Here is a 24,267-nt window from a genome sequence, read left to right as displayed (position 1 = left end):
CGCTCAGAAACCGAACGCGCAGCCGCCTACCCCGCCTGGCTGCACACCTACAATCACCACCGCGGCCACACCGCACTCCGCGGCAAGTCACCCATCCAGCTCGTGCCCAACCTGCGTGGACAGAACACCTAGGGCGGCGCGCACCAAGGCCCGGCTCCCTCGCGGGGGCCGGGCCTTCGTGGTCACTGGGCTGGATCAGTGGCCGGGTTCATCGCCGGGGTGCCTCGGCTTTGACGACCGGTCCCCGCGGCAGCGACGTCACGGGTGCCGGTCGATGCGTCCAGCAAACCGGTTCCGGCGGTCGGCCGGCATCCCCAATCTGGGTCATGCCACCCCACAGCGGCCGGGACTTTGGACCCGTCGCCGATCTTCGCGACACTGGACGGGACCGGAGCACGACTCGGACCTGCCCCCGGAACCTCGATGTCTGAACCTCACCCCCACGCCACCCCCCGCCGTGGCCTGCGCCGACGCCTGTCGGGCCCGGCCGGACGCACCGGCGTCGCCGTGGCGGCCCTGGCCCTGCTGCTCGGGCTCGCCGTCCTGGCGCCGGAGGCCGGGGCGCCCACCTCGGGAGCCCGACCGGTCGCCGCCTCCACGGACCGGCTGTGGATCACCTCGCCCACCGATCCCTCGGTGCGGCTGGCCACGGTCGACCCGGTGGTCGGGCCGGGACCGGCGACCGCCCAGGTCGTCGTCGACCCCCAGGACCGCCGACAGCGCTGGTGGGGAACCGGCGCCACGCTCACCGATGCCTCCGAGCGGCTGCTGCGCAACAGGCCGGGGGCGCAGAAGCTGCTGTACAGCCCGACACGTGCGCACGGTGCCCGGTTGAACCTGGTGCGGCTGCCCCTCTCGGCGACCGACTTCTCGCCCTCGCAGTGGACCTGGTCCTGGGACGGGTCACAGGCCGGCCCGCCCCACCCGCAGCGCCGGTCGGTGCGGATGGTCAAGGCGATCGAGGGGTTCCGCCCCGACCTGCGTGCGGTCGCGACGCCGTGGACCGCGCCCGCGTCGATGAAGGACAACGGATCGCTGCGCGGCGGGGCGCTCACGACGGACGCGGTCACCGGGTACGGCCGGATGCTGCTGGCGCAGGCGCACTGGCTGGCCCACCACGGCGTACCGCTGTGGGCGATGACGCTGGGCAACGAGCCGGGCTACTCCAGCGACTACGCGTCGATGACGATGTCCGACGAGCAGATGACGGCGCTCGGGAACGCGGTCGGTCCCCGCCTGGCGTCGGACAGGGTGCACCTGCTCGCGGTCGACCACAACTGGTCGGACCGGTCGCGGGTGGACAACGTGCTCTCCGGGGCCCCCAGAGGCTTCGACGCCGCGGCCTTCCACTGCTACGGCGGGACCCCGGGTCAGATGGCCGGCCTGGCCGTCCCGAGGCTGGTGACCGAGTGCACCGGCACCACCGACGGCTGGTCCGGCACTTTCGCGTGGGACGCCCGCAACCTGGTCGCCGGGGCCGTGGGCGCCGGCTCGTCGGGGCTGATGATGTGGAACCTCGCGCTCGACGAGGACCACGGCCCGGTCGACGACGGCTCGCGGTGGGGCTGCAAGGACTGCCGGGGGCTGCTCACCGTGGCCGGCGACGGATCGCTTCAGCCCGAACCGGAGTTCTACACCCTCGCGCAACTGTCCCGGGCGGCCGCGCCGAACGCCCGGGTGGTCGCCTCGAGCGCGAGCACCGGGCTCAGCGTCGCGGCCTTCCGCAACCCCGACCGCAGCATCGGGGTCTTCGGGCACAACGCCACCGGCAGCACCCAGACGGTGCGGATCAACGTGCTGGGCCGGACCGACCTGGCGTACACGATCGAGCCGGGTCAGCTGTTCACGTTCCGGAGTGCGGCCGGCTGAGCGCGGCGATCAGCACCGCCGCGGAGATCACGACGCCGACCAGCCCGGCGATCAGCAGCCCGACCGCGATGTCGTCCAGGATCGGGATGGTGGCGCCCACCGAGACGTCGGCGGCGACCGGCCGGGTGCCCTGGTCGTTCATCACGACCAGCGTCCAGTTGCCCTCGTCCGCCTTCCAGGTGAGGGTCTGCTGTCCCTGGCCGTCGGCGGAGGCGACCCAGATGTCCTGGTCCTGCGGCGCCTGCTTCGGCGCTCCGCCGTCGGTGTAGTCGGTCCGGGGGTTCTGGTCGCTGCCGAGCGGGTCCCGCACGGTCGAGCGGGCGACCCCGGAGAGGTACGACTCGACGTCGCTGGTCCGGGCGATCCCGATGAACACACCGGCGTCGGTGCGTCCGTCGGCCTCGACCTTCACCGTGCCGAGCCAGCGCTCCGGTACGTCGACGGCGGGTGTGCCGCCGCGGAGCTCGACGTCGGGACTGGTCGCGGCGTAGCCGGGCGAGGTGAACTCCACGTCCGAGCTCATCAGGTAGCCCTGGCTGTCCCGGATGCCGTCGTCGGCGAGGCGCAGCAGGCCGCCGGCCGCGAGCATGCCCAGCGACGTGAACGCCAGCACCGCGCCCACGATCACCGCGATGATCCGGCCCGCACCCCAGCGGGACGGTGGCCGCGCGGGTGGGCCGGGTGGCGGAGCGCCGGGCGGTGGCCCGGCCTCCGTCTGGGTGGTCGGCGGAGTGGCCGGCTGGGTCGTCGGCTCGGTGGTCGGCTCGGTGGTCTGTGGGACCGGTGGCGGGGCTGCCGCAGCCGCTGTGGGCTGGCTGAGCGTCAGCACGCCGGTGCCCGGGTCGGTGCCGCCCATGTCCAGGCGGAACGGCGGGTAGTCGTCGGTCATCAGGCCGGCGTAGGCCGCGACCCGCAGCACCCAGCGGTTCAGGCCGAGGACCAGGTCGAAGATGGGGCGCGGGTAGGCGCCGGTGAAGAGCAGCACGACCGCGGCGACGAACACCAGCAGGCTGATCAGGCCGCCGCTCCACGCCCGGGAGGCGTCAGTGTCGCCGCTGGTCGCGACGTACAGCCCGGTCCCCAGGAAGAACGCGATCACCAGGTAGTGCGGGATGGCCAGCAGCCACGACTTCACCAGCGCCAGGCCGCGGGAGAGGTGGGCCGGGTACTCGATCTCGAGGTGGGCCGGGTAGTCCGGCCGGTCCTCGAGGCTGAAGGGCGGGTAGTGGTCGGTGCCCAGCCCGCCGTACGTGTAGTAGGCGACCCGCCAGCTCCAGCGCAGCACGCCCACGTTGAAGTCGAAGATGGCGCGTGGGTAGCGACCCGTGACCAGGATCGCCACCCACGCCACCACGCTGAGCACCACGAACGCGGCCCACAGGAACGCCAGCACGAAGTAGTGCGGGATGGCCAGCAACCACTTGACCAGCCACAGCCAGCGGCTGAGGTCGCTGTCCAGCGTCGCGTCCACCCGGACCGGATATCCGTTCATGGTCCCTCCCCAAAGCGCGCTCTGTTGGATCAGTGAGTGGTCACTCTGGGCGCTGGACCGGGATCGACTTCGGCTCCGGGCTCGCGGTCGCCGTCGGGAAGCGGACCTCGAGGATGCCGTCGCGGTAGGTCGCGGTCACTTCCTCGGGGTCGGTCCCCTGCGGCAGCCGGACGCTGCGGGCGAACGCGCCGTAGTGGAACTCGCTGTGCTGGGCGTCGCGCTTCTCCTCGCGCCGCTCGCCCTTGATCGTGAGGTAGTCGTTCTGGACGACGAGCTCGACGTCCTTGTTCGGGTCGATGCCGGGGATCTCGGCGCGGATGACGCCGTGGCCCTCCTCGGTGAAGTTCTCGACCCGGATGAAGTGGCTGCCCTCCCCGAGGCCGAGACCCGTTCCGGACTCGAGCCAGTCGAGCATGTCGGCCAGCCGGCTCGAGGCGCGTACCGCAACAGTGGACATGGTGGGCTTCTCCTTTCGATGACCTGGACGTGGCTGACCGGGCCTACCGCCAGCGTCATCCCCGCCCCTGCGGCACCGCAGAGGAGAAGGTCCCGGCGGGCGTGGGACGTTGTGCCGCTCGGCAAGACTGGTGGGATGCATGCCGCACCACGCCTCCTCGCCACCCGGGTCCCACGCCGTCCGGAGGGCGCCGTGCTGGTGCTGCACGGCGGCGCGCAGCGGCCGGGGCGGCCGGAGGTGAGCCCGACCCAGCTGTCGGTGCTGCGGATGATCCCGGTCGCGCGGCGGATCGGCCGGAGCGGCGGGGACCGGCTGGCGGTCTACCGGCTGCTGAACTCCCACCGGGGTTGGGACAGCACCCACACGCCGGTGCACGACGTGGCCTGGGCGCTGGGGCGCGTGCGCGAGCTCCACGGCGAGCTGCCCACGTCGCTGGTCGGGCACTCGCTCGGCGGCCGCGCCGCCCTGCTGGCCGGTGACCAGGACGGGGTCCGCAGCGTGGTGGCGCTGAACCCGTGGGTCTACCCGACCGACGCCGCGGACCTGACCGGCCGCCGGGTGCTCGTCGTGCACGGGACCGAGGACCGGGTGGCCGACCCCGGCCGGTCGGCCACGGTGGCGCGCCGCCTCGCGCGCACCGCCGAGGTCGGGTACGTCGCCGTACCCGGCGCCCGCCACGCGATGCTGCGCCACGGCGCGACGTTCGAGCGCGCGGCCGCCGGCTTCGCCAGCGCCACCCTGCTCGGGGTCGAGCCCGCCGCCCCGGCCTCCGATCCCGTGTCCCGGGTGCTCGCGGGTGAGCAGTGGGTGACGGCCCGATGACGATGCCCCAGATTGGGCACACAGAACCCGCCACCGGCACGTAGGGTCGGTCAGGAAAGTCGGGAGCTCATCGGGAGGCGTCGTTGCGCCGGGGATTCTTCATCGTGGTGGGCGCGGTCGTGGCGGCCGTGCTCCCGTTCTCCGCAGCCCACGCGGACTCCACGATCGTCGTGCGCGGCCTCGGGTTCGCCGCCGGCAGCTCGACCAGCCTCGCGATCGTCGGCTGCACCGGCCTCTACGCCACCTCGGGCGAGCCGGTCACGACGTACCTCTCACCCAGCCCGGACGGCCCGGCCGGCACCCGCGCCCTGAAGTACGACCTCGGCGGCGGGTCCGCCGTGGGCTCGCAGCACCGGGTCGGCTCGATGGCGGCCACCACCGTCGCCGGGCTCGCGGTGACCGCGCCGCAGGGCACCAGCGGCGTCGCGTACGCCGGCTACCAGTCCCCGGAGGACGCCGGCACGACCCTGCTCTGGGTCGGTCGCGCCTCGCTCGCGGTCGGCGCCGGCGGCTGGCAGCAGGTCGACGCGCCCGGGCTGACCTACACCTGGACCAAGTACGACTTCTCCACCCACCAGCCCGTGGAGTCCGGGGGAGGCCCCAGCACCGTTGCCGAGTTCATGGGCGCCCACGGCGGCGACGGTGCCGGCTTCTACGCGCTGGGCTTCGGGTGCGACGGCAACCCGTTCAAGATCGACGCCCTGCGGACCGGCAGCCCCGGCGACGTGACGACGTACGACCTCGAGGGCTACACCACCGCGACCGGCATCAGCGGGTCCGCGACGCGGATCGCCGCGGGTGACGCGGTGACGCTGCACGGCACCGTGTCCACCGACATGGTCGGCCCGCTCGCGCAGGGCCTGCTCGTGCTGGAGGCGCAGGAGTTCGGGGAGCAGGAGTTCAAGCCGGTCGACGGCGCCGCGCTGCAGGTCGCCGGCGGCGGCACCACCGCGACCGTGGAGCCGAGCAGCCACACGGTCTACCGGTGGAGGTTCGGCGGCTCGTCCTCGGCGGAGGGCAGCGTCTCGCCGCTCTTCACCGTCGACGTCGCCTCGGTCGTGACCGCGGTCGCCGACCCCGGCGGGCCGGCCGTGACCGGCCAGGTGGCCCCCGGCCGGGCAGGAGTGCCGGTGACGCTGTGGCAGCTCGGTCCGAAGGGGCCGGTGCGGCTCGGGACGGCGCCGACCGCCGCGGACGGCGGCTACCGGATCACCGTCCCCGCCGACCTGACCGGGCCCTTCCGCTACTACGTGACCGTCCCGCCCGCGGGCGGCAACCTCGCCGGGCAGTCGCCGACGCAGACCTTCGGGCCGGCCGCCCAGTAGTCCGCAGCTCTCGGCCCTCGGCTTGCCGGGTGAGCCAGAGTGGGGCCATGCGCGCACCCGTCCTCACCTCCGCGATGACGGCGGCCGCGGCCGCCCTCGGCAGCCTCGGGACCAAGCCGGACAGCCCGTGGTACCAGTCGCTGGACAAGCCGGCCTGGCAGCCGCCCGGGGTCGCGTTCCCGCTGGTGTGGACGCCGCTCTACGGGCTGATCGCGTGGGGGACCGGGCGGGCGGCCTCCGTGCCGGAGGGGCGCGGCGCCATGCTGGCGCTGACCGGGGCCGACCTCGCGGCCAACGCCGGCTGGTGCTGGGCGTTCTTCGACCGGGAGTCCCCGCGCGCCGGGCTGGCCACGATCGCGCTGCTCAACGGCCTGAACCTGGTGCTGCTGCGGGAGGCCGCCCGGCGGGACCGGGTGGCGGCGGCCGCGCTGACGCCGTACGTCGTGTGGACGGGGTTCGCGACCGCGCTGAACGCCTCGATCTGGCGTCGCAACCGGTGAGCGACCCCGCCGCGCTGCTCGCGGAGGAGCGGGACCGCACCACGGACCGGCTGGTGCGGTTGCGTCGCGACTTCCTCGGGGTGGTCGACGCGTCCCGGGACTCCAACGCCGACGACGAGCACGACCCCGAGGGCGCGACGATCGCGTTCGAGCGCTCGCAGGTGGACGCGCTGATCCGGCAGGCCGAGGCGCACCTGGTCGAGATCGACGCGGCGTACGAACGGCTGGCGGCCGGCAGCTACGGCGTCTGCGAGGTGTGCGGGGTGCCGATCCCCGCAGAGAGGCTGGGGGCCCGGCCGACCGCGCGGACCTGCGTGCGCTGCGCCTGACGGCGTCGGAACATCGTGCCCTCCGGGGCTGTTGGGGTGGCTGAAACGTCGTTGAACCGTGTCGATCCATGCCATCGAACCGTGGAGGAGCGTCCACCCGTGAGCCAGCTGTTCAGCCCGATCACCCTGCGCGAGGTCACCGTCCGCAACAGGGTCTGGGTCTCGCCGATGTGCGAGTACTCCGCGACCGACGGCGTCCCGAACGACTGGCACCTGGTGCACCTCGGCTCGTTCGCGCGCGGGGGAGTCGGGCTGGTGTTCACCGAGGCGACCGCGGTGGTGCCGGAGGGGCGGATCTCCCCGGCCGACACGGGGATCTGGAACGACGAGCAGCAGCAGGCCTGGGCGCGGATCGTCTCGTTCATCCACGGCCAGGGCGCCACCGCCGGCATCCAGCTCGCGCACGCCGGCCGCAAGGCGTCGTCGAAGGCGCCCTGGGAGGGACGTGGGTTCGTGTCCGACGAGGACGGTGGCTGGGAGCCGGTCGCCCCGTCGGCCGTCGCGTTCCCCGGACTGCGCTCGCCCCGGGCGCTGGACGCGGACGGGATCGCGCGGGTCGTGCGTGCGTTCGGTGACGCCGCTGCCCGGTCGCTGGACGCCGGCTTCGACGTGCTCGAGATCCACGCGGCGCACGGCTACCTGCTCCACGAGTTCCTCTCCCCGCTGTCGAACCGGCGCGACGACGAGTACGGCGGATCCTTCGAGAACCGGGTCCGCCTGCTGCTCGAGGTCGTCGCGGAGGTGCGTGGGCGGGTGCCGTCGAGCGTGCCGGTCGTCGTACGGATCTCCGCGACGGACTGGCACGAGGACGGCTGGAAGGCCGACGACTCCGTGCGGCTCGGCCGGCTGCTCGCCGACGCCGGCGTCGACCTGGTCGACGCCTCGAGCGGCGGCAACGCCCTCGTCGACATCCCCGTCGAGCCGGGCTACCAGGTCCCCTTCGCCCGCCGGATCCGCGCCGAGGCCGGCATCCCGACCGGTGCCGTCGGCCTCATCACCGAGCCCAAGCAGGCCGAGGAGATCGTCGCCGACGGCTCCGCCGACGTCGTCCTCCTAGCCCGCGCGCTGCTCCGCGACCCCCACTGGGCCCTCCGCGCCGCCCACGACCTCGGCGTCGAGGCCGACTGGCCCAAGCAGTACCTGCGCGCGGCGCTCTGACCGCTCACTCCTTCGGGTCGTGTGCCTGAGTGCGCGCCACGGCGCGTGCTCAGGCACACGAGTCGGGTGGCTGCGGGCTGTCGCTGTCCACCGGTCGCCGTCCGGAACGTGGAGTGCTTGGCGCATCGGGTGCGCCAAGCACTCCACGATCTCGAGGCGCTGCGCTCAGGACCTGCCCGCTTCGACCCGGCGGGCGATCTCGCTCAGCCAGCCTCGGTAGCCGGCCTCGTCCAACGGGCGGAAGTTGGCCCCTAGCTGAGCGAGGTATGCGTGCAGATCATCTTCACTCTTGTGCTCCGAGAGCACGCGGTTGATCTCGTCCGTCATGCTCGAGGCGAGCTCAGGCGCGTCGGAGATGAACTGGTCAAGTGCCTGCCACTCGTTGGTGAATTCAAGGGCCCAGTCCTGGTGCAGGTATCCGCCCAAGAATTCCCAGAGCGCCGGGGTCGTGGTCACTTCTTTCTCCATCTCAGACCGGGTGAGGTAGCGGGTACGACGTGAGGATCCGATAACCCTCGGGCATCGACGCATCTCGGACAAGCACCATCCGGACACTCTTAGCCTCGATGACATGTCCGGCCTGGTCCATGCAATGACCCATCCCAGGTCCGAGGGGTCCCTCAAGGACGGATCGTGGTCGCGTGCCATCCAGCCACGTGCTGATGCGGTGAGAATTGCCGGCGAGAAGCCGGGAAAGGGCTGCCTCGGCGGCAGTCTCATCCACGAACGTGGAGGCGTACTCCATCTTTGGGTTGTCTCGCAATCGAGTCAGCAACTGCTCGTGGGTCCTGCTCACGTGTTCTTGGATCGTGTGGCTGCCGGAATGCTCGTGCGTCTCCAGCCATCCCTTACCTCGGCCCTTTCCGCTCAGCTGGATGACACCCCGCTCATCCCGCAGCGCCACGCGAGCCCTGGTGAACTTCACCAGCCGCACCCTCGAAGCGGCCACGGCGTCGCGGGTGCTGCGGAGGCTGGCGGAGAGGGCTGCGGCGAGGGAGCGCAGTGTTTCGATGATCCGGGCGAAGCGGGGGGACTCGGCGGCGAGGCGGGCGAGGACGGCGGCCATGCCGGCGCCGGCGCCGGCGCCGCCGGTGAGGGCGCCGATCGCGGCGCTGATGAGGACGCCCTCGACGAACTGCTCGAGCAGCCACTCGGCGAGCTCGATGACCTGCGCGCGGGCCGCCTCGACGTGGTCGGCGTACTGCTGGCAGGCCGCCGCGAGCGCGACGTACTGGGCCGCGACGTCGCGGACCGTGGCCTCCAGCTCCCGGGCGGCCTCGATCGCGAGCGGGATCTCGGGGGAGCGCTCGCCCCAGAAGCCGCGCACCGCGCTGTCGCAGCAGGTCACCAGGTCGTCGAGCGACCCCGCGGCCGCCCGCCAGGTCCGCTCGGCGGCGCGCAGCCGGTCGACGTCGGCGTCGGGGATGACGGCGCCCTGGACGTGGTCGAGGATCCAGCTCACCTTGCCGGGCAGCGCCGGGGTGTCGCCGCCCAGCGAGGACGGCGGAGTGCTGGGCAGCACCTCCACGAAGTCGCCGGCCGGCAGCACGCCGCCGTCGTAGATCGGGGCACCCCCGATCACCGAGCGGGCCTCGGCGACACGGTGGTTGGTCACGGCCGCCCGGGTGACCCGCCCGACGTTGGCGAACGACGCTGCCAGGTCGGCCAGCGCGTGCACGGCCTGCTGCGCGGCCTCGTCGTACGACGCGGCGAAGTCGGCCGAGCTGGTGTCGGTGCCGGCCATGGCGGCGTACCCGGACAGCTGCCGGGTGAGCTGGTCGTACCCGATCGCGGCCAGCTGGTTGCCGTTGACGAAGGCGCCGGCCGCGGTGTCGTACCCGCCGCCGTCGATCGCGAGCATCATCGCAGCTGCTCCCACATCCCGACGTTGGTGAGCGCGGCCGCCTCGTAGTGGTGGTGGGCGACATCGGCGGCGGTCCGCATCGCCGCCAGCGCCTCGCGCGTGTCCCCGAAGCCCGCGTCCCACGCGCGCTGCGCCACCTCGTGGGCGACGGCCGCCTCGCCCTGCCACGAGTCGTGCAGCGCACGCACCTGGCGGGAGATCTCGTCGGCCACCTCCAGCAGCTGCCCCTGGCAGGTCGCCATCTCCCCGACCACCCGGGCCAGCTCCTCGAGGTCGACCGCGAACGGCGCGGACATCAACCGAGCCTCTCCACGACCCGGGCGGCGACCGCGTCGAGCCGCAGGTGGGCCTGCCCGTCGCGGTCCGAGAGGTCCCGGTGCGCCGCGTCGAGCAGGGTCCCCATCGCGACCAGCCCGTCGAGAACGTGCTGGGTGGCGCGCCGCCACTCCTCCCAGGCCTCGGCGAAGGAGTCGGCGGCCGCGCCGCGCCAGCCGCCGTCGAGCAGCGTGCCCACCTCGCGACAGATGCGGTCCCGGCGGTCGCCGAGGCGGCTCGCGGCCGCGCTCACGTCGGTGACAGCCGTGGCGAAGTCGTCGTGGCTGACGTTGATGGTCATGGGCGCCCCCGAGATCTGCGGTTCCTCGTCCGCACCAGAGCCTGCCCTGAACGCGCCGCGGCTTCACCCGACGATCGCGCGGCTGTGGATAACCCCGGTCAGGTGTCCTGCTCGTCGCGGAGCGCGGTGGCGGCTTCCTCGATGATCGCGCGCATCGCCTTCTCGGCCGTGGCGCTGTCGCCGAGGCGGACGGCGCGGGCCACCTCGTCGTGCAGCGCGATCGCCTCGGGGTTCGGGCGCGAGGGCATCATCCCGTGGTGGGTGCGGCCGCTGAGCACCTCCTCCACGACTCCGTCGAGCGCCCGCAGCATCTCGTTGCCGCTGGCCTCGAGCAGGGTGCGGTGGAAGATCGTGTCGGCCAGCAGGTAGGCGTCCAGGTCGCCGTCGCGACCGTGCACGACCATGTCCGAGACCGCGGCCGCGAGGATCCGGCACTGGTGGCCGTCGGCCCGCTCGGCGGCCAGCGCGGCGGCGACCGGCTCGATGCCACGGCGCAGCTCCGAGAGCGAGAGCAGCTGCTCGGTCCGGTCGCCCTCGTCGAGCCGCCACCGGATCACCCGGGGGTCGAAGACGTTCCACCGGTGCCGGGGCTGGATCGTGATGCCGACGCGCCGCCGCGACGCCACCAGCCCCATCGACTCCAGCACCCGGATCGCCTCGCGCGCGACGCTGCGCGACACGACGTACTCGTGGCAGATGCCGTCCAGCGTCAGCACCTGGCCGACCTCCAGCCGGCCGGAGGCGATCCGGCCGCCCAGGGCGCTCAGGACGCTGGCGTGCTGGCCGGTAGCGGGCGTCGTCGTCACCCAAACATCATGTCACCCACACCCCGACGTACGAATGAACAGGCAAATCTGAACCAAAGGGTTGCAAAAGTATGATGAATGAGGTCACCATGTGACGGCTACCACTACCAAGAGGGAGTACGCCGCATGCCCCAGTCGCCGCTTCTCGTCGTGATGGGCGTCTCCGGATCGGGAAAGTCCACGATCGGAGCCGCCCTGGCTCAGCGCCTCGGCGTGCCGTTCGTCGACGCCGACGACCTGCACCCCGAGGCGAACATCGCGAAGATGACGCGCGGTGAAGCCCTCGACGACGGCGACCGCCGCCCCTGGCTCGAGACGATCGGCCAGTGGCTCGCCGCCCACCCCGGGGGCGGCGTGGTGAGCTGCTCGGCGCTGAAGCGGAAGTACCGCGACCAGCTCCGCCACCACGTCGACGCGCTCGAGTTCCTGCACCTGCAGGGCAGCCGCGAGGTGATCGCGCGCCGCCAGGCCAGCCGCCCGGGCCACTTCATGCCCGCCTCGTTGCTGACCTCGCAGTTCGCGACGCTCGAGCAGCTCGAGCCGGATGAGCGTGGTGTCGTGATCGACGTCGACCAGGGCGTCGACGCGATCGTCCAGCAGTACGTCGACCGGCACGCAGTCGGTACCACCCCCCAGAAGGAGAACTGATGTCCGCCCTGTCCGCACTCCCGCCGCTGGCCGCGGCGCCGCTGGTCGATCCCGTGGCGCCCGGTTGGCAGCTGATCCTGGCTGCCCTGCTCGGCATCGGGCTCATCGTCGTGCTGATCACCGTCTTCAAGGTCCACCCCTTCCTGTCCCTGACCATGGGGGCGATCACGGTGGGCGCCGTGGCCGGCCAGAACATCCTGAAGGACGCCGACGGGCTGGGCGTCCTGCCCTCGTTCCTGGCGGGCTTCGGCAGCACGGCGGCGGGCGTCGGCACCCTGATCGCGCTCGGTGCGATGTTCGCCAAGCTGCTCGCCGACTCCGGCGGGGCCGACCAGATCGTCGACACCATCGTCGGGAAGGCGTCCCCGCGGACGCTTCCCTGGGCGATGGCCCTGGTCGGCGCGATCATCGGGCTGCCGATGTTCTTCGAGATCGGCCTGGTCATGCTGATGCCGGTCATCTACCTGGTCTCCCGCCGTGCCCAGGTCTCGCTCATCACCGTCGGCATCCCGGCGCTGGCGGGCCTCTCGGCCATGCACGGCTTCGTGCCGCCGCACCCCGGCCCCGTCACCGCCATCGGCTACCTGGGTGCCAACCTCGGCCTCACCCTGGCGCTCGGCATCCTCGTGGCGGTCCCGACCATCATCGTCTCCGGTCCGCTCTTCGGCCGGCTCGCCGGCCGCTGGGTCGACATCCCGGCCCCCGCGACCTACGACCACGACGCCCCTGAGTACGCCGGCCGCCGCGAGGGCCCCGGCGCGGCCACCGCCACGGCCGCCGCGGTCCGCGCCCCCTCCTTCGGCCTGACGATGTTCAGCGTCCTGCTCCCGGTCGCGCTGATGCTCGGCAAGGCGCTGGTCGACGTGGTCTGGGACCAGGACCCGACAGCGCCGCTGCGGCGTGTGTTCGACCTCGTCGGTGAGCCCTTCTTCGCGCTGCTCATCGCGGTGTTCGTCGCGATGTTCACCCTCGGTCGCGCCTCCGGCATGGACCGGGGCCGCATCTCGACCACGCTCGTGGAGTCGCTGCCGCCCATCGCCGGCATCATCCTGATCGTGGCAGCCGGCGGCGGCTTCAAGCAGGTCCTCGTCGACACCGGTGTCGGCACCGTGCTCGGCGACTGGGCCCGCGACGCCAACATCTCGGTGCTGCTCCTGGCCTGGGTCCTGGCGGTGCTGATCCGCCTCGCGACCGGCTCGGCCACCATCGCCACCATCACGGCCTCGACGCTGATCATCCCGTTGGTCGCGGGCATGTCGTCGACCGACACCTCGCTGGTGGTGCTCGCGGTCGGCGCCGGCTCGGTGTTCTTCTCCCACGTCAACGACGCCGGCTTCTGGCTGGTCAAGGAGTACTTCGGCATGGACGTCATGCAGACGATCAAGTCGTGGTCGCTCATGGAGACCGTGCTCTCGGTCAGCGGCCTGGTGTTCGTGCTGCTGCTCAGCATCGTGGTCTGACCCACCCGACGCAGGCGACCGGGCCCCGGCGGCGAGCGGAATCCGTTCGCTGCCGGGGACCGGTCGCTGCCATCCTGTGCCGGTGCTGACCCAGGGACGAGTCCGCGTGCCCGCGGTGCTGCGCGACGAGCCGCAGTACCGGCTGCTGTTCGGCAGCCAGGTGCTCTCGATCCTGGGGGACCGGGTCACCAGCGTGGCGCTGCCGTTCGCGGTGCTGGCCACCGGCGGCGGGGTCGCGGACGTGGCGCTGGTCTCCGCCGCGCAGTTCGTCCCGTTCGTCGTGCTCGCGCTGCCCGCGGGGGTCTGGGCCGACCGCCTGGACCGCAAGCGGATCCTGGTCGCCTCCGACCTGGTCCGGATGGCCTGCCAGCTGGTGGCCGCGGCGCTGCTGCTCGGTGGCGGAGCGTCGGTCCCGTCCCTGGTCGCGATCGCCGCGGCGTACGGCGCCGCCGACGCCTTCTTCGCCCCGGCCTTCACCGGGCTGCTGCCCTCGACGGTGAGCCCGGTCAACCTCCAGCCGGCGAACGCCCTGCGGGGCCTGTCGTTCTCGCTCGCCAACGTCCTCGGGCCGGTCGTGGCCGGCGTGCTGATCGCGTACGCCGGCGGGCCGGGCGGCGCGCTGCTCTTCGACGCCGCGACGTTCGTGGTGTCGGTGGCGCTGCTGCTGCCGCTGCGCCCGCGGGTGGTGCAGCGTGGCATGCACGAGGAGGACCTCGCCGCGACCACCGGCCACTTCTGGACCAGCCTGCGGGAGGGCTGGAGTGAGGTGCGCAGCCGCCGCTGGGTGGTGGCGTTCCTGAGCGGGATGAGCGTCTACCACGTGGTGGTGCTGCCCTCGATCTTCGTGATCGGCCCGGTGCTGATGGACCGCGAGCTCGACGGCGCCCGGTCCTGGGCGACGATCAGCGCCTGCTTCGGGATCGGCTGCCTGCTGGGCGACCTGCTGTTCCTGCGCTGGCGCCCCCGGTTCGCGCTGCGGGTGGCGAGCCTGATGCTGGTCGGCGCGTCCTGCCAGGCCGCCTTCATCGGCAGCGGCCTCGGCACCTGGGGGATCGGCGGCCTCGAGCTGCTCGCCGGCGTCTGCGTGACCGGCGCCTTCACGCTCTGGGAGACCTCGCTGGGCGAGCACGTCCCCGAGCGGTCGCTGTCCCGGGTGTCGAGCTACGACTACCTGTCCACGGCGGGGGTGATCCCGCTCGGCAACCTGCTCGCCGGCCTGGCCAGCGCGGCGTACGGTCTGCACGCGACGCTGCTCGCGATGACGGTCGTCGGGGTCGGCGTGTCGGTCGTCGTCGCTGCGGCCCCTTCGGTCCGGATGCTGCCGCGCGGCGCCGAGACCGCTCAGGCGGTCTGAGCCAGCACCTCGTCCATCGGCAGCGGCACCAGCACCTCGTCGGTGGCCAGGTGCACCACGTCGGTCTCGACGTCGGCGGCCCGGCACGCGGCGTACAGGCTGCGGGCCCAGGCCAGGTCGTCCGGCCCGGCGCCGCCGCGGCCCGGCCGCGAGCGCAGGAACACGATGCGCTCGCCCTTGCGCATCTCCCCGCGCAGCGTCCTGAGCAGCGCCACGAAGCTGACCTGCTCCTCCGCGGTCGGCGGACGCACGCAGTCCTCGACCTGGGAGAGGTGCGGGAGCGGTGTGCCGTCGGGCTGGACGAACATCAGCCACAGGCTGTGGCCGCCGAAGCCGAGCGGCCCCATGAGGTGGCGCCAGACGTCCTCGAGGTCGGCCTGGCTGCGGATGACGGGTGCGTACGGTGTGTCGTTCATGACGGCCAGCCTCGCCCGGCGACGCGTTCGGCGCGACCGGTCGTCCACAGGCGCCCGCCGGCTCAGCGCACGGAGCGGTAGACCTCCACGGTCCGCTCGGCGATCGCGCCCCAGCTGAACGCGTCGATCGCCCGCTGCCGTCCGGCCTTGCCCATCGCGGCGGCGCGCTCCGGGTCGCCGACGACCTCGTTGAGCGCGGCCGCGAAGTCGGCGACGTACTGCTCGGGGTCGAGCGGGGTGCCGGTGCCGTCGCCGGCCTGCGCGATCGGCACCAGCCGGCCGGTCTCCCCGTCGACGACGACCTCCGGGATGCCGCCGGTGGCGGTGGCCACGACCGCGGTCTCGCAGGCCATCGCCTCGAGGTTCACGATGCCGAGCGGTTCGTAGATCGACGGGCACGCGAACGCCGTCGCGGCGCTGAGCAGCGCGATCACATCGCGGCGCGGCAGCATCTCCGCGATCCACACCACCCCGTCGCGGGTCTTCGCCAGCCCGTCGACCAGGCCTACGACCTCGGCCTCGATCTCGGGGGTGTCCGGCGCGCCGGCGCACAGCACGATCTGCACCTCGGGCGGCAGCTGCGCGACCGCGCGCAGGAAGAGCGGCAGCCCCTTCTGGCGGGTGATCCGGCCGACGAACACCACCGACGGGCGGTCCGGGTCGACGCCCAGGGCGCGGACCCGGTCGGGGTCGACCGTGGGCGCCCAGTCCTCGGTGTCGATGCCGTTGTGCACGACGTGGACGCGGGCCGGGTCGATCGCGGGGTACGACGCGAGCACGTCGTCGCGCATCGCCGCGGACACCGCGATCACGGCGGCGGCCGCCTCGTACGAAGTCTTCTCCACCCACGACGAGACGGCGTAGCCGCCGCCGAGCTGCTCGGCCTTCCACGGCCGCAGCGGCTCCAGCGAGTGGGCGCTGATGACGTGCGGCACGCCGTACAGCAGCGAGGAGAGGTGGCCGGCGAAGTTGGCGTACCAGGTGTGCGAGTGCACCAGGTCGGTGCCGGCGCAGCCGTCGGCGATCGAGAGGTCCACGCCCAGCGTCCTCAGGGCGCCGTTGGCGTTCGCCAGCTCGGCGTGGTCGGCGTACGACGCGGTCAGCGCCTCGTCGCGCGGCGCGCCGAAGGCGTGCACCCGGGTCTCGAGGTCGGACCGCCTCCGCAGGGCCCGGACCAGCTCGGCGACGTGCACCCCCGCCCCGCCGTAGATCTCCGGGGGGTACTCCTTGCTGAGGACGTCGACACGCATGCGGCGAAACTACCCCTGCCGGTGGGGGCCCCGACAGGGATAGCGTCTGCGCATGACCGCCAAGCATCGCAAGAAGGTTCTGGCCATCGTCCTCGCCGGCGGGGAGGGGAAGCGGCTGATGCCGCTGACCGCGGACCGGGCCAAGCCCGCCGTGCCGTTCGGCGGCATCTACCGGCTCATCGACTTCGCGCTGTCCAACGTGGTGAACTCCGGCTACCTGCAGGTGGTCGTGCTGACGCAGTACAAGTCGCACAGCCTGGACCGGCACGTCACCCAGACCTGGCGGATGTCGACGATGCTGGGCAACTACGTGACGCCGGTGCCCGCGCAGCAGCGCCTGGGCAAGCACTGGTACCTCGGCAGCGCGGACGCGATCTTCCAGTCCCTCAACCTGGTCCGCGACGAGAAGCCGGACATCATCGTGGTCGTCGGCGCCGACCACGTGTACCGGATGGACTTCGCGCAGATGGTCGACCAGCACGTCGAGAGCGGCGCGCCCTGCACGGTGGCCGCGATCCGGCAGCCGATCGGGCTGGCCGACCAGTTCGGCGTCATCGACGTGCACCCCGACGACCCGTCGCGGATCCGGGAGTTCCTGGAGAAGCCGACCGACCCGGTGGGCCTGCCGGACAGCCCGGGGGAGGTGCTGGCCTCGATGGGCAACTACGTCTTCGACGCCGACGCGCTGGTCGAGGCGGTCACCCGGGACGCCACGATGACCGGGTCCAAGCACGACATGGGCGGCGACATCGTGCCGGCGTTCGTGCGCCGCCAGCAGGCCGGCGTCTACGACTTCAAGGACAACGACGTGCCCGGCGCGACCGAGCGGGACCGCGGCTACTGGCGTGACGTGGGGACGATCGGCTCCTACTACGCCGCGCACATGGACCTGGTCTCGCCGCTGCCGGTGTTCAACCTCTACAACTTCGACTGGCCGATCTACACCTCCTACGGGCCGCAGCCCCCGGTGAAGATCACGCCCGGCGAGGACGGGCACGCCTCGCAGACGCTGGAGTCGCTGCTCTCGCCCGGGGTGGTGGTCAGCGGCGGCTCGGTCTCCCGGTCGGTGCTCTCGCCGGCCGCGTTCGTCGGCGCCGGGGCCGAGGTCACCGACTCGGTGCTCATGAACGGCGTGCACGTCGGTGCCGGCGCGGTGGTCCGCAACGCCATTCTCGACAAGAACGTCGTCGTCGAGCCCGGCGCGAAGATCGGCGTCGACCCGGAGGCCGACCTGGCCCGGGGGTTCGTGATCGAGGAGGGGCTCACGGTGCTCGGGAAGGACCAGGTCTTCGGCAGCACGTGAGCCCGGCCCACCGCCGGCTCAGATCACCCCGGCTCAGATCACCCCGGCGGCGCGGGCCGGCTCGGCGTACGCCGCGGCGAGCGTCTCCACCGTCTCGTGGGCGTTGAGCCCGCTGGGGTTCGGCACCACCCACAGCTCGGCGCCCGCGAACGGTTCGGGCTGGCGGCCCAGGGTCGCCTTCGGGTGGCCGAAGGCGTGGCGGTACGCCGTGATCCCGGCGACCGCGACGACGCGCGGCGCGGTGCGGCGTACCAGCTCCTCGAGGCGTTGCCCGCCCTCGCGGAGCTCGTCGCGGCTCAGCTCGTCGGCGCGCGCGGTGGCCCGGTGCACGAGGTTCGTGATCCCGATGCCGCGGGCCCGGAGCCGGTCGCGGTCCGCGTCGGACATCCCCGCCGACGGGTCGATCGGGTGCTCGAGGATCCCGGCCCGCAGCAGCGCCGGGTAGAACCGGTTGACCGGGTGGGCGAAGTGGGTCTGCGTCGCGGCGGTCCACAGGCCGGGGTTGATGCCGACGAAGAGCAGCCGGACGTCGGGCCCGAGCAGGTCGGGCACCTCGGTGTCGCGGAAGGATTCGAGCTCGGCGCGGGTGAATCGGGGCACGGGCCGCATGCTGCCACGAGGGTGTCCCGGCCGCGCCGGGAACCGGTGGCGGCCCGGTACCGTCCCATGGTCATGCGACGAACTCTCGGACCCCTGCTCCTCACCGCGCTCCTGACGGCGGCCCTGACCGCCGGCTGCGGCTCCGACGACTCGACGGTCAGCGACCAGGGCAGCCCCAGCCCCGAGTCGACCGAGTCGACCGAGTCGGGCGCCGTCGAGTTCGACCAGGTGGCCCTGGTCAGCCAGTCGGGCGCCGGCGGCCGGGTCGGCGAGCGCGCGACCGTGCTCGACGACAGTGCGGCGGTCACGGCGTTCTCCCGACAGTTCCGGACCGACGCCGTCGCGAACCGGATCGAGTCGGAGATCCGCAGGGCCGACGTGCCCGACGACCAGACGGTGCTCGGCGCGGTCGTCTCGGTCGGCTGCGATGTGCCGCCGGGTGTCACGGTCCAGCGCGTGGACGGGGCGGTCGTGATCACGCCGATGAAGGTGAAGAGCCCGCTCCAGGAGTGCCTGGTCGCGGTCACGACCGTCGCGCTGGTGGCGGTGGACTCCGACGCGGTCTGACGCGCTCCTCGCCCGGCGCCCCGCGGCTCAGCGGGGCTTGGTGTAGGTCACCTCGAGGGCGTTGGCGACCGACCGCTGGAACCCGTCGGAGGGGCTGTTGACCACGCCGGTGCTGCCGTCGGACTTCCTCGCGACCATCGTCGTGGAGCCGCCGCCGTCGAGGTTGAGGGCGTCGTCGGCGCCGAGGTCGATCATCATGTCCGCCATCTCGACCATCGTGTAGCCGCGGCTGAACTTCTGTCGGCCGTCGACCACGAGCAGCAGCACCTCACCGGTGTCGTGGTCGATGCCGACCGCCGTGCGCGGGTGCATCTCGCGGTCGTCGACGACGTTGATCAGCCCGTCCTTGACCAGGTACCGGCTGCCGGTGATGGCCACCTGCGGACGCTCGGGCAGGCTGTAGCCGACGGTGGCCCGCGACCCCACCTTGAGTGCGCGCAGCGCGTTCGCGCCGTCGCCCCGGCCGATGAGCAGGGTGCCGTTGATGCCCTTGTCCGACTTGAGCCTGGTGCCCGAGCTGCGCACCCGGCCGTCGCGCACCGTCACCACCCGCACGTGCTTGCGCTGGCCGTCGGTGACCCGGTAGCCCGCCGTACGCCCCCAGCTCGAGTTGTAGATCCCGATCCCGCCCGGCTTGACGAACGGCGAGTTGAGGTTGGTGATCGGCAGCCCCGGGTGCTCGGCAACCCGGGCCCGCAGGACCAGGTCGTCCATCTCGGGCGTGCCGTGCGAGTCCAGGTAGAACGCGGAGTTCCAGCCGACCTGGCGACCGTTGAGCAGCCCGCGCTGCCGGTCCCGCCCGACACCGAGGGGGGCGCCGGTGTCGCCGATGTCGTAGAAGTCGCCGTTGACGCCGGCGACCGCCGAGTCGTGGCCGATGAGCTCGCGGACCGGCGCCGTGTCGCTGACCCGCCTCTGGGTCGCGAGGTCGATCTTCACCCCGGGCCGGGTCGGGTCGATCGCCAGCAGGTAGGCCCGGATCGGGCCGCGCGCGTCGTGCTGGTCCCACCGCGTGAACTGCACCCCCGGGGCCACCTGGCGCCGGATGATCCGGCTGGTCGTGGCCTGCCGCATGAACGACGGGTACGGCGCCGCCACCTCGCCGGGCTCCCCGTCGCTGCTGTGCACGGGGTCGTGCTGGCGGGCGTTGACCTTCTGCGACACCCGTGGGTCCTGCGTGCCGGAGCCGGACGTGGGTGCGCTGGTCGTGGGCGAGCTGGTCGTGGGAGCGCCGGCGAGGGCGGGCGCGGTGCCGGCGAGGGCACACGCCACCAGGGCCGCGGTTACCGAGATTCGAGCGGACACGCCCGACAGGTTAAGCAGATCAGGGCCCCACAACGGGGAGGTGGACCACCGTGTTGTCGAGCACGACCGCGCCCGGCGTACGGCTGCCCATGCCCACGAACGTGTCGCTCACCGGGCTGGCCAGCACGAACAGCGACTGGCCCGCGGGCACGTCGACGGCCACCGACGGCAGCGCGATCCGGCGCCCCTCGCCGGTGACCGGGGCGAGCTCGTTGAGCGGCAGCACGTTGTTCTGGACCAGGTGGGCGTCGGCGGGCGACGTACCGACCGCGAGACCGTAGAACGCCCGGTTGTTGGCGCCGAGCGCGGTCAGCGTGCCGGTGAGGTACGGCGTCCCGGCGACCCGGATCGGCCCCTGCGCGACCTCGTAGGAGAGCGGGACGCCCCCGGTCTCGGTGGTGGCGACCGTGCCGACGTCGTACGTCGTGTCCGCGTCGACCGAGCGGACGGTCGTGCACGTGCTGTCCGGCGTGGCCAGGTGGTAGCGGCCGTAGCCGCGCAGGCCGGTGTCGCGGCCCTTGAGCTGCTCGTCGAAGAAGCGGAGGGAGAGGCGCTGGAAGTCGCCACCCGCGAGCTGCTTGCTGCACGGGTCGGAGGTGACGTCGATGCCCGGCGGCACGACCGCGGGCAGGACGTGGCCGCCGTTGTAGCCGACGAAGATGCTGTGCCGGCGCGCCTTCCGGGTGATCGAGTGCCTCCAGTTCGCGAGCCCCTGCTGGAGGGGGAAGAGCGAGTCGGTGGTGCCCTGGCCGAACAGCACCGGGATGTCGAGCCGCCGGCCGTGGTCGACGTGCCACTTGGGGCCGTTCTTGCGGAAGAAGGCCGGCATGTCCTCCTCGCCGGGGACCGAGCCGTCCGGCCACATGCCGGTCGCGGCGCCCTCGGCGAGCGCGGCGTACACGTTGGGCGGCAGCGCGTCGGACGCGGTCGAGGCGGCGGAGAGCGCGGAGGCCCAGGCGGTGCGGACGACCTCCTCGGGGGCGAGGCTCTGGTTGAGGTCGTACCAGGTGATCTCGGGGGCGAGCGCGTCGAAGACCGGCTTGCCCTTGAGCCGCAGCTCCTCGAAGGCGCCGAGGAACTGGTAGCCGCCGCCGTAGCTGCCGCCGATCGCGCCCAGCCGCGGGTCGCCCCTGCCGTCCTTCTTCACCCAGTCGAGGTGGCTGATGAGCTTCACCAGGCCGCGGACGTCGTGGCCCTCGACGTCGGGGTTCTCGACGTAGGCGTGGCCGCCGCTCTCCCCGAAGCCGCGCTGGTCGAAGGAGAGCACGCCGTACCCGGCGTCGAGGAACTCCTGGAAGCCCTGCGGGTCGGTGGTGCGGGAGCCGCCCCAGCCGTGGCTGTGCATGATGAACGGCACCTTGTGACGCTTCGTCGCGGTGGCCGGACGGAAGATCGTGTAGCAGATCTTCACCTGCTGGGTGCTGCCCGGATCCGGCACGCTGGTCAGGCAGTCGTTGGTGACCTTCACGTTTTCTGCGACCTTGGCGGCGCTGCTGCTGGTGGCGCTGTTGGCTCCGCTGTTGACTCCGCCGGCCGCCTGGGCGGCGGTGTGCGTGGGGAGGGCGGACAGGCCGGCGGCCGTGAGCACGGCGCCGAGCGCCAGGGCGATCTTCATGCGGACCTCGCTGTGAGAGTGGTGCCTGTCCAACTCCGGCCGGCTGCCTTGGTCACGGCGTTGTGAGCCGGAGGTTCCGCCGGCGGATGCAGGGCAAAGGTTCTCCACAGCCCAGAACGAGACTCTTCTCGACTCGTTGAGCGTTGAGTAGCGTGCCGGTGGGCGCCGTTTCGGGCGCCGGGTCTCGGGAAGGAACTGCCTGTGAATCGCTCTCGGTTGGCGGTGGCTCTGGGGCTCGCCCTGCCTGTTCTTCTCGTCGGCGGGTGCTCCGACGACCCCGTGCCCCAGGTTGCGCCCCACGAGTCGCCCGCGCCGTCGGTGAGTGAGTCATCTTCTCCGCAGGCACTCGGTCCGGTCGCGACCGTGAGGGCGTGGATCAAGGCTCAGAATTTCGCGCTTCAAGGCGGTGACACTGATGCGCTGCGTGAGTTGAGCGCCCACCCATGCAAGGCCTGCGATGACTTCATCGAACCCATCGAGGACGTTTACGCGAAGGGTGGACGGTTCGACACGCGGGGCTGGAAGATCGAGGGCGCCAAAGCACGCTCAGGATCCAAGCAGCCAGTTGTCGTCGACACGGCGATAACCATCTCGGGCGGGAAGACCGTTCGCAGCGCTGGTAGTCAGCCAGTTGCTTACGAGGCAGAGAAACACATCATGGTCTTCAAGGTGGTCCAGAACGAAGGACGCTGGGCAGTCAGTTTTATCGGGTTCATCTCATGAGGCTCCGAGTCGCACTCATGGCGATGGCGTTGGCGGCGGGTTCGATCGTCTTGGTGGCGGGGCCGGCGAATGCAGGCTGCGATTGGGTGCGTGAGGTCCGCGTCGTCAACGGAATGATTCAAGTTCACTTTGAGTATCACTGCATGGGTGACGAAGAGGGGGATTCGGAGCAGGTCACTTCCGAGATGCAACCTCCACGAGACTCGGATTGGGACGCCGTCTGCGTCCGGTCAGCGCTGGCAGTTGGTGCGAACCCCGCAGAGTTCTGCGATGAGCCGCCGCAACTTGGCCCTGCGCCGATTCCGTCTGTTACCCCCGACCTAGTAGGTCGCGCATTTCGCGATCTGCCATTGCCCGCGTCGGAGCTGGTGGTGCAACCACCCGGCGGGGAGACCTTGGTCAACTTCGACACGAACTTCTACACCGAGCAGGGCTCGTTCACCCGGACGGTGCGGCTGCTGGGGCAGCGGGTGGACCTCAAGATCTGGCCCAGCCGGTACCAGTGGATGTTCGGCGACGGGGCCTCGCTGGCGAGTGAGAGCGCCGGGGCGCCGTACCCGGACCTGCAGATCACCCACGACTACCAGTCCAAGGGCGGGGTGAGCCCGCGGGTGGACACGACGTACTCCGCGCAGTTCAGCGTCAACGGCGGGCCCTGGCGTGACGTGGACGGCACGGTGACGATCCCGGGGTCGCCGGTGCGGCTCGAGGTGCGTACCGCGAGGCCGGTGCTCGTCGGCTACCACTAACAGCGGCGATTCGCGGTCACTGGGTGGCTGGAGATCACCGCTGTCTCCGAGGGGGGCGGCGCGCTCAGAACGTGGAGTGGTTGGCGCACCACGTGCGCCAAGGACTCCACAGTGATGGCAGCCCAGGGGCAGCGCAGGATCAGAGACAGTCGACGGCACCGAGACGGGCGAGGCCCTCGAGGTCGCCCGGTCCGAACGAGGTCCGCCCGAGGTTGTCGGCGTACATCAGCACCGAGGGGTCCCCGACGTGGGCGAGCCCGACCACATGCCCCAGCTCGTGCATGACGATTGCGCGGAGCGCCTCGAAGCCGCCGGGCTGGGAGCTCAGCCGAGCGAAGACCTCGGTGTCGAGCACGACCATGCCGGTGACGTAGGTGCGATGGTCCGGCGTGCGCTCCACGTACGCGCTGCCGCCCAGGCCCGCGATGTCGCCGGCGAGCCCCGGCACCTCCTCGGGGGTCGCCCACCCGATCAGGACCGGGGTGCTGCGGACCGAGAGACCGCCGCGGTGCTCGAAGTCCCGGTCCTCGGTCGTGCCGTCGTACTCGAACTCGAAGCCGGTGGCCCGGGCCAGCTCGGTCACCGCCTGCCCGATCATGGACAAGTAGTCGGGAGGCGCCCCGTCGGATTCACGACGTAGTGGATCGGTCGGCACGGGTTGTAGCTCACCGGTTCCTGGCTGCCGGGCTGGGTCTTGGTGAACCGGAACTGGCCCTGGCCGTGATGCGTGGAGACCACGTCGTGGAGGCGATGGTCGCCCAGCCCGACCAGGGCGCGGATGCGGTACGCCGAGACCCCGGGGGTCAGGGCCAGCACGGCGACCAGCACCACCAGCGTGACGAACATCGACGGCCAGAACGCCCCGTGCTCGCGGCGCGCGCGTCGCCGGTTGGAGCTCGTGGGCATCGTGCCCAGCCCGTGCGTGCGGTCGAGCCGGTCGAGCTCGGCCAGGCGGCGATGCATCTCCCGGGCCGCCCGCCGCCGGGCCGCCCGCTCCGAGAGTCCACGGAACACCCGCACATGGTTCCGGGCGCAGCAG

General features: G+C 72.1%; 27 protein-coding genes and 1 pseudogene. 14 read left to right on the top strand and 14 right to left on the bottom strand.

Annotation, left to right across the window (positions count from 1 at the left end):
• A pseudogene (locus ABD268_RS08005) lies at nucleotides 1-132 on the top strand (IS481 family transposase); the annotation flags it as partial.
• A gap of 291 nt (nucleotides 133-423) precedes the next feature.
• On the top strand, nucleotides 424-1,869 hold the full coding sequence (locus tag ABD268_RS08000) for a glycoside hydrolase family 30 protein (protein WP_344149857.1): 1,446 nt from the start codon (nucleotides 424-426) through the stop codon (nucleotides 1,867-1,869).
• On the opposite strand, the gene ABD268_RS07995 is transcribed toward ABD268_RS08000, so the two are convergent.
• Together ABD268_RS07995 and ABD268_RS07990 are read right to left on the bottom strand one after the other, a co-directional pair.
• A complete protein-coding gene (locus ABD268_RS07995) occupies nucleotides 1,844-3,361 on the bottom strand; it encodes a DUF4389 domain-containing protein (RefSeq protein WP_344149855.1) in 1,518 nt (505 codons plus the stop codon). The genes ABD268_RS08000 and ABD268_RS07995 overlap by 26 nt on opposite strands.
• Nucleotides 3,362-3,401: 40 nt before the next feature.
• Complete coding sequence (locus ABD268_RS07990; protein WP_344149853.1) at nucleotides 3,402-3,818, bottom strand: Hsp20/alpha crystallin family protein; 417 nt, start codon at nucleotides 3,816-3,818, stop codon at nucleotides 3,402-3,404.
• 135 nt (nucleotides 3,819-3,953) lie between these two features.
• Here ABD268_RS07990 and ABD268_RS07985 point away from each other — a divergent pair, with 135 nt between their 5' ends.
• From ABD268_RS07985 to ABD268_RS07965, 5 genes are all read left to right on the top strand, one after another.
• Nucleotides 3,954-4,640 (top strand): alpha/beta hydrolase, encoded by a 687-nt coding sequence (locus tag ABD268_RS07985; RefSeq protein WP_344149851.1) that lies wholly within the window; start codon nucleotides 3,954-3,956, stop codon nucleotides 4,638-4,640.
• Between the two features lie 83 nt (nucleotides 4,641-4,723).
• Entirely contained in the window at nucleotides 4,724-5,965 is a 1,242-nt protein-coding gene (locus ABD268_RS07980; protein ID WP_344149849.1) for a hypothetical protein, read from the top strand.
• A 47-nt stretch (nucleotides 5,966-6,012) separates the two neighbouring features.
• Nucleotides 6,013-6,465: a TspO/MBR family protein gene (locus ABD268_RS07975; RefSeq protein WP_344149847.1), complete on the top strand. Its 453-nt coding sequence runs from the start codon at nucleotides 6,013-6,015 to the stop codon at nucleotides 6,463-6,465.
• Nucleotides 6,462-6,794: a TraR/DksA family transcriptional regulator gene (locus ABD268_RS07970; RefSeq protein WP_344149845.1), complete on the top strand. Its 333-nt coding sequence runs from the start codon at nucleotides 6,462-6,464 to the stop codon at nucleotides 6,792-6,794. The genes ABD268_RS07975 and ABD268_RS07970 overlap by 4 nt, the downstream gene beginning before the upstream one ends.
• A gap of 99 nt (nucleotides 6,795-6,893) precedes the next feature.
• Entirely contained in the window at nucleotides 6,894-7,952 is a 1,059-nt protein-coding gene (locus tag ABD268_RS07965) for an NADH:flavin oxidoreductase/NADH oxidase (RefSeq protein ID WP_344149843.1), read from the top strand.
• Between the two features lie 165 nt (nucleotides 7,953-8,117).
• On the opposite strand, the gene ABD268_RS07960 is transcribed toward ABD268_RS07965, so the two are convergent.
• The 5 genes from ABD268_RS07960 to ABD268_RS07940 all read right to left on the bottom strand — a co-directional run bounded on the left by ABD268_RS07960 (nucleotide 8,118) and on the right by ABD268_RS07940 (nucleotide 11,238).
• Complete coding sequence (locus tag ABD268_RS07960; protein WP_344149841.1) at nucleotides 8,118-8,408, bottom strand: contact-dependent growth inhibition system immunity protein; 291 nt, start codon at nucleotides 8,406-8,408, stop codon at nucleotides 8,118-8,120.
• Nucleotides 8,409-8,421: 13 nt separating this feature from the next.
• Complete coding sequence (locus tag ABD268_RS07955) at nucleotides 8,422-9,816, bottom strand: RNase A-like domain-containing protein (protein WP_344149839.1); 1,395 nt, start codon at nucleotides 9,814-9,816, stop codon at nucleotides 8,422-8,424.
• Nucleotides 9,813-10,112: a WXG100 family type VII secretion target gene (locus tag ABD268_RS07950; RefSeq protein ID WP_344149837.1), complete on the bottom strand. Its 300-nt coding sequence runs from the start codon at nucleotides 10,110-10,112 to the stop codon at nucleotides 9,813-9,815. The genes ABD268_RS07955 and ABD268_RS07950 overlap by 4 nt, the downstream gene beginning before the upstream one ends.
• The gene (locus ABD268_RS07945; protein WP_344149835.1) at nucleotides 10,112-10,432 is read right to left on the bottom strand and encodes a WXG100 family type VII secretion target; all 321 of its coding nucleotides are present in this window, start codon (nucleotides 10,430-10,432) and stop codon (nucleotides 10,112-10,114) included. Before ABD268_RS07945 ends, ABD268_RS07950 begins: the two co-directional genes overlap by 1 nt.
• Nucleotides 10,433-10,530: 98 nt before the next feature.
• Nucleotides 10,531-11,238 (bottom strand): FadR/GntR family transcriptional regulator, encoded by a 708-nt coding sequence (locus ABD268_RS07940; protein WP_344149833.1) that lies wholly within the window; start codon nucleotides 11,236-11,238, stop codon nucleotides 10,531-10,533.
• A gap of 126 nt (nucleotides 11,239-11,364) precedes the next feature.
• Here ABD268_RS07940 and ABD268_RS07935 point away from each other — a divergent pair, with 126 nt between their 5' ends.
• From ABD268_RS07935 to ABD268_RS07925, 3 genes are all read left to right on the top strand, one after another.
• Nucleotides 11,365-11,886, top strand: a complete 522-nt coding sequence (locus ABD268_RS07935) for a gluconokinase (RefSeq protein WP_344149831.1) — start codon at nucleotides 11,365-11,367, stop codon at nucleotides 11,884-11,886.
• Complete coding sequence (locus ABD268_RS07930; protein ID WP_344149829.1) at nucleotides 11,886-13,346, top strand: GntP family permease; 1,461 nt, start codon at nucleotides 11,886-11,888, stop codon at nucleotides 13,344-13,346. The genes ABD268_RS07935 and ABD268_RS07930 overlap by 1 nt, the downstream gene beginning before the upstream one ends.
• 82 nt (nucleotides 13,347-13,428) lie before the next feature.
• The gene (locus ABD268_RS07925; protein WP_344149827.1) at nucleotides 13,429-14,700 is read left to right on the top strand and encodes an MFS transporter; all 1,272 of its coding nucleotides are present in this window, start codon (nucleotides 13,429-13,431) and stop codon (nucleotides 14,698-14,700) included.
• On the opposite strand, the gene ABD268_RS07920 is transcribed toward ABD268_RS07925, so the two are convergent.
• Nucleotides 14,688-15,116: a hypothetical protein gene (locus ABD268_RS07920; protein WP_344149825.1), complete on the bottom strand. Its 429-nt coding sequence runs from the start codon at nucleotides 15,114-15,116 to the stop codon at nucleotides 14,688-14,690. The two genes, ABD268_RS07925 and ABD268_RS07920, sit on opposite strands and share 13 nt — an antisense overlap.
• 62 nt (nucleotides 15,117-15,178) lie before the next feature.
• On the bottom strand, nucleotides 15,179-16,366 hold the full coding sequence (gene glgA, locus ABD268_RS07915) for a glycogen synthase (RefSeq protein ID WP_344149823.1): 1,188 nt from the start codon (nucleotides 16,364-16,366) through the stop codon (nucleotides 15,179-15,181).
• Nucleotides 16,367-16,418: 52 nt separating this feature from the next.
• Between glgA and glgC the strand changes: the two genes are divergently transcribed.
• A complete protein-coding gene (glgC, locus tag ABD268_RS07910) occupies nucleotides 16,419-17,669 on the top strand; it encodes a glucose-1-phosphate adenylyltransferase (protein WP_344149821.1) in 1,251 nt (416 codons plus the stop codon).
• A gap of 33 nt (nucleotides 17,670-17,702) precedes the next feature.
• Here glgC and ABD268_RS07905 read toward each other — a convergent pair whose 3' ends face one another.
• Nucleotides 17,703-18,278 (bottom strand): mismatch-specific DNA-glycosylase, encoded by a 576-nt coding sequence (locus tag ABD268_RS07905; RefSeq protein WP_344149819.1) that lies wholly within the window; start codon nucleotides 18,276-18,278, stop codon nucleotides 17,703-17,705.
• 63 nt (nucleotides 18,279-18,341) lie between these two features.
• Between ABD268_RS07905 and ABD268_RS07900 the strand changes: the two genes are divergently transcribed.
• Nucleotides 18,342-18,836, top strand: a complete 495-nt coding sequence (locus ABD268_RS07900) for a hypothetical protein (RefSeq protein ID WP_344149817.1) — start codon at nucleotides 18,342-18,344, stop codon at nucleotides 18,834-18,836.
• A gap of 27 nt (nucleotides 18,837-18,863) precedes the next feature.
• Here ABD268_RS07900 and ABD268_RS07895 read toward each other — a convergent pair whose 3' ends face one another.
• Both ABD268_RS07895 and ABD268_RS07890 read right to left on the bottom strand, forming a co-directional pair.
• Nucleotides 18,864-20,141 (bottom strand): phosphodiester glycosidase family protein, encoded by a 1,278-nt coding sequence (locus tag ABD268_RS07895; RefSeq protein ID WP_344149815.1) that lies wholly within the window; start codon nucleotides 20,139-20,141, stop codon nucleotides 18,864-18,866.
• A 19-nt stretch (nucleotides 20,142-20,160) separates the two neighbouring features.
• On the bottom strand, nucleotides 20,161-21,756 hold the full coding sequence (locus ABD268_RS07890) for an alpha/beta hydrolase (RefSeq protein ID WP_344149813.1): 1,596 nt from the start codon (nucleotides 21,754-21,756) through the stop codon (nucleotides 20,161-20,163).
• 201 nt (nucleotides 21,757-21,957) lie between these two features.
• On the opposite strand from ABD268_RS07890, the gene ABD268_RS07885 reads away from it, so the two are divergent.
• Nucleotides 21,958-22,479, top strand: coding sequence for a DUF6318 family protein (locus ABD268_RS07885; RefSeq protein WP_344149812.1), 522 nt, complete (start codon nucleotides 21,958-21,960; stop codon nucleotides 22,477-22,479).
• A gap of 371 nt (nucleotides 22,480-22,850) precedes the next feature.
• A complete protein-coding gene (locus tag ABD268_RS07880) occupies nucleotides 22,851-23,228 on the top strand; it encodes a hypothetical protein (protein ID WP_344149811.1) in 378 nt (125 codons plus the stop codon).
• Nucleotides 23,229-23,367: 139 nt separating this feature from the next.
• On the opposite strand, the gene ABD268_RS07875 is transcribed toward ABD268_RS07880, so the two are convergent.
• Both ABD268_RS07875 and ABD268_RS07870 read right to left on the bottom strand, forming a co-directional pair.
• Nucleotides 23,368-23,826 carry a matrixin family metalloprotease gene (locus ABD268_RS07875; RefSeq protein ID WP_344149809.1) on the bottom strand — a complete coding sequence of 153 codons (459 nt, stop codon included), beginning with the start codon at nucleotides 23,824-23,826 and terminating at the stop codon, nucleotides 23,368-23,370.
• Nucleotides 23,823-24,242 (bottom strand): hypothetical protein, encoded by a 420-nt coding sequence (locus ABD268_RS07870; RefSeq protein WP_344149807.1) that lies wholly within the window; start codon nucleotides 24,240-24,242, stop codon nucleotides 23,823-23,825. The genes ABD268_RS07875 and ABD268_RS07870 overlap by 4 nt, the downstream gene beginning before the upstream one ends.
• Nucleotides 24,243-24,267: the final 25 nt, after the last annotated feature.

It is taken from the genome of Nocardioides koreensis, assembly GCF_039531775.1.
GTDB lineage: Bacteria > Actinomycetota > Actinomycetes > Propionibacteriales > Nocardioidaceae > Nocardioides > Nocardioides koreensis.
Note: the sequence above shows the minus strand (reverse complement) of the source record. Positions and strands in the feature narration are given on the sequence as shown.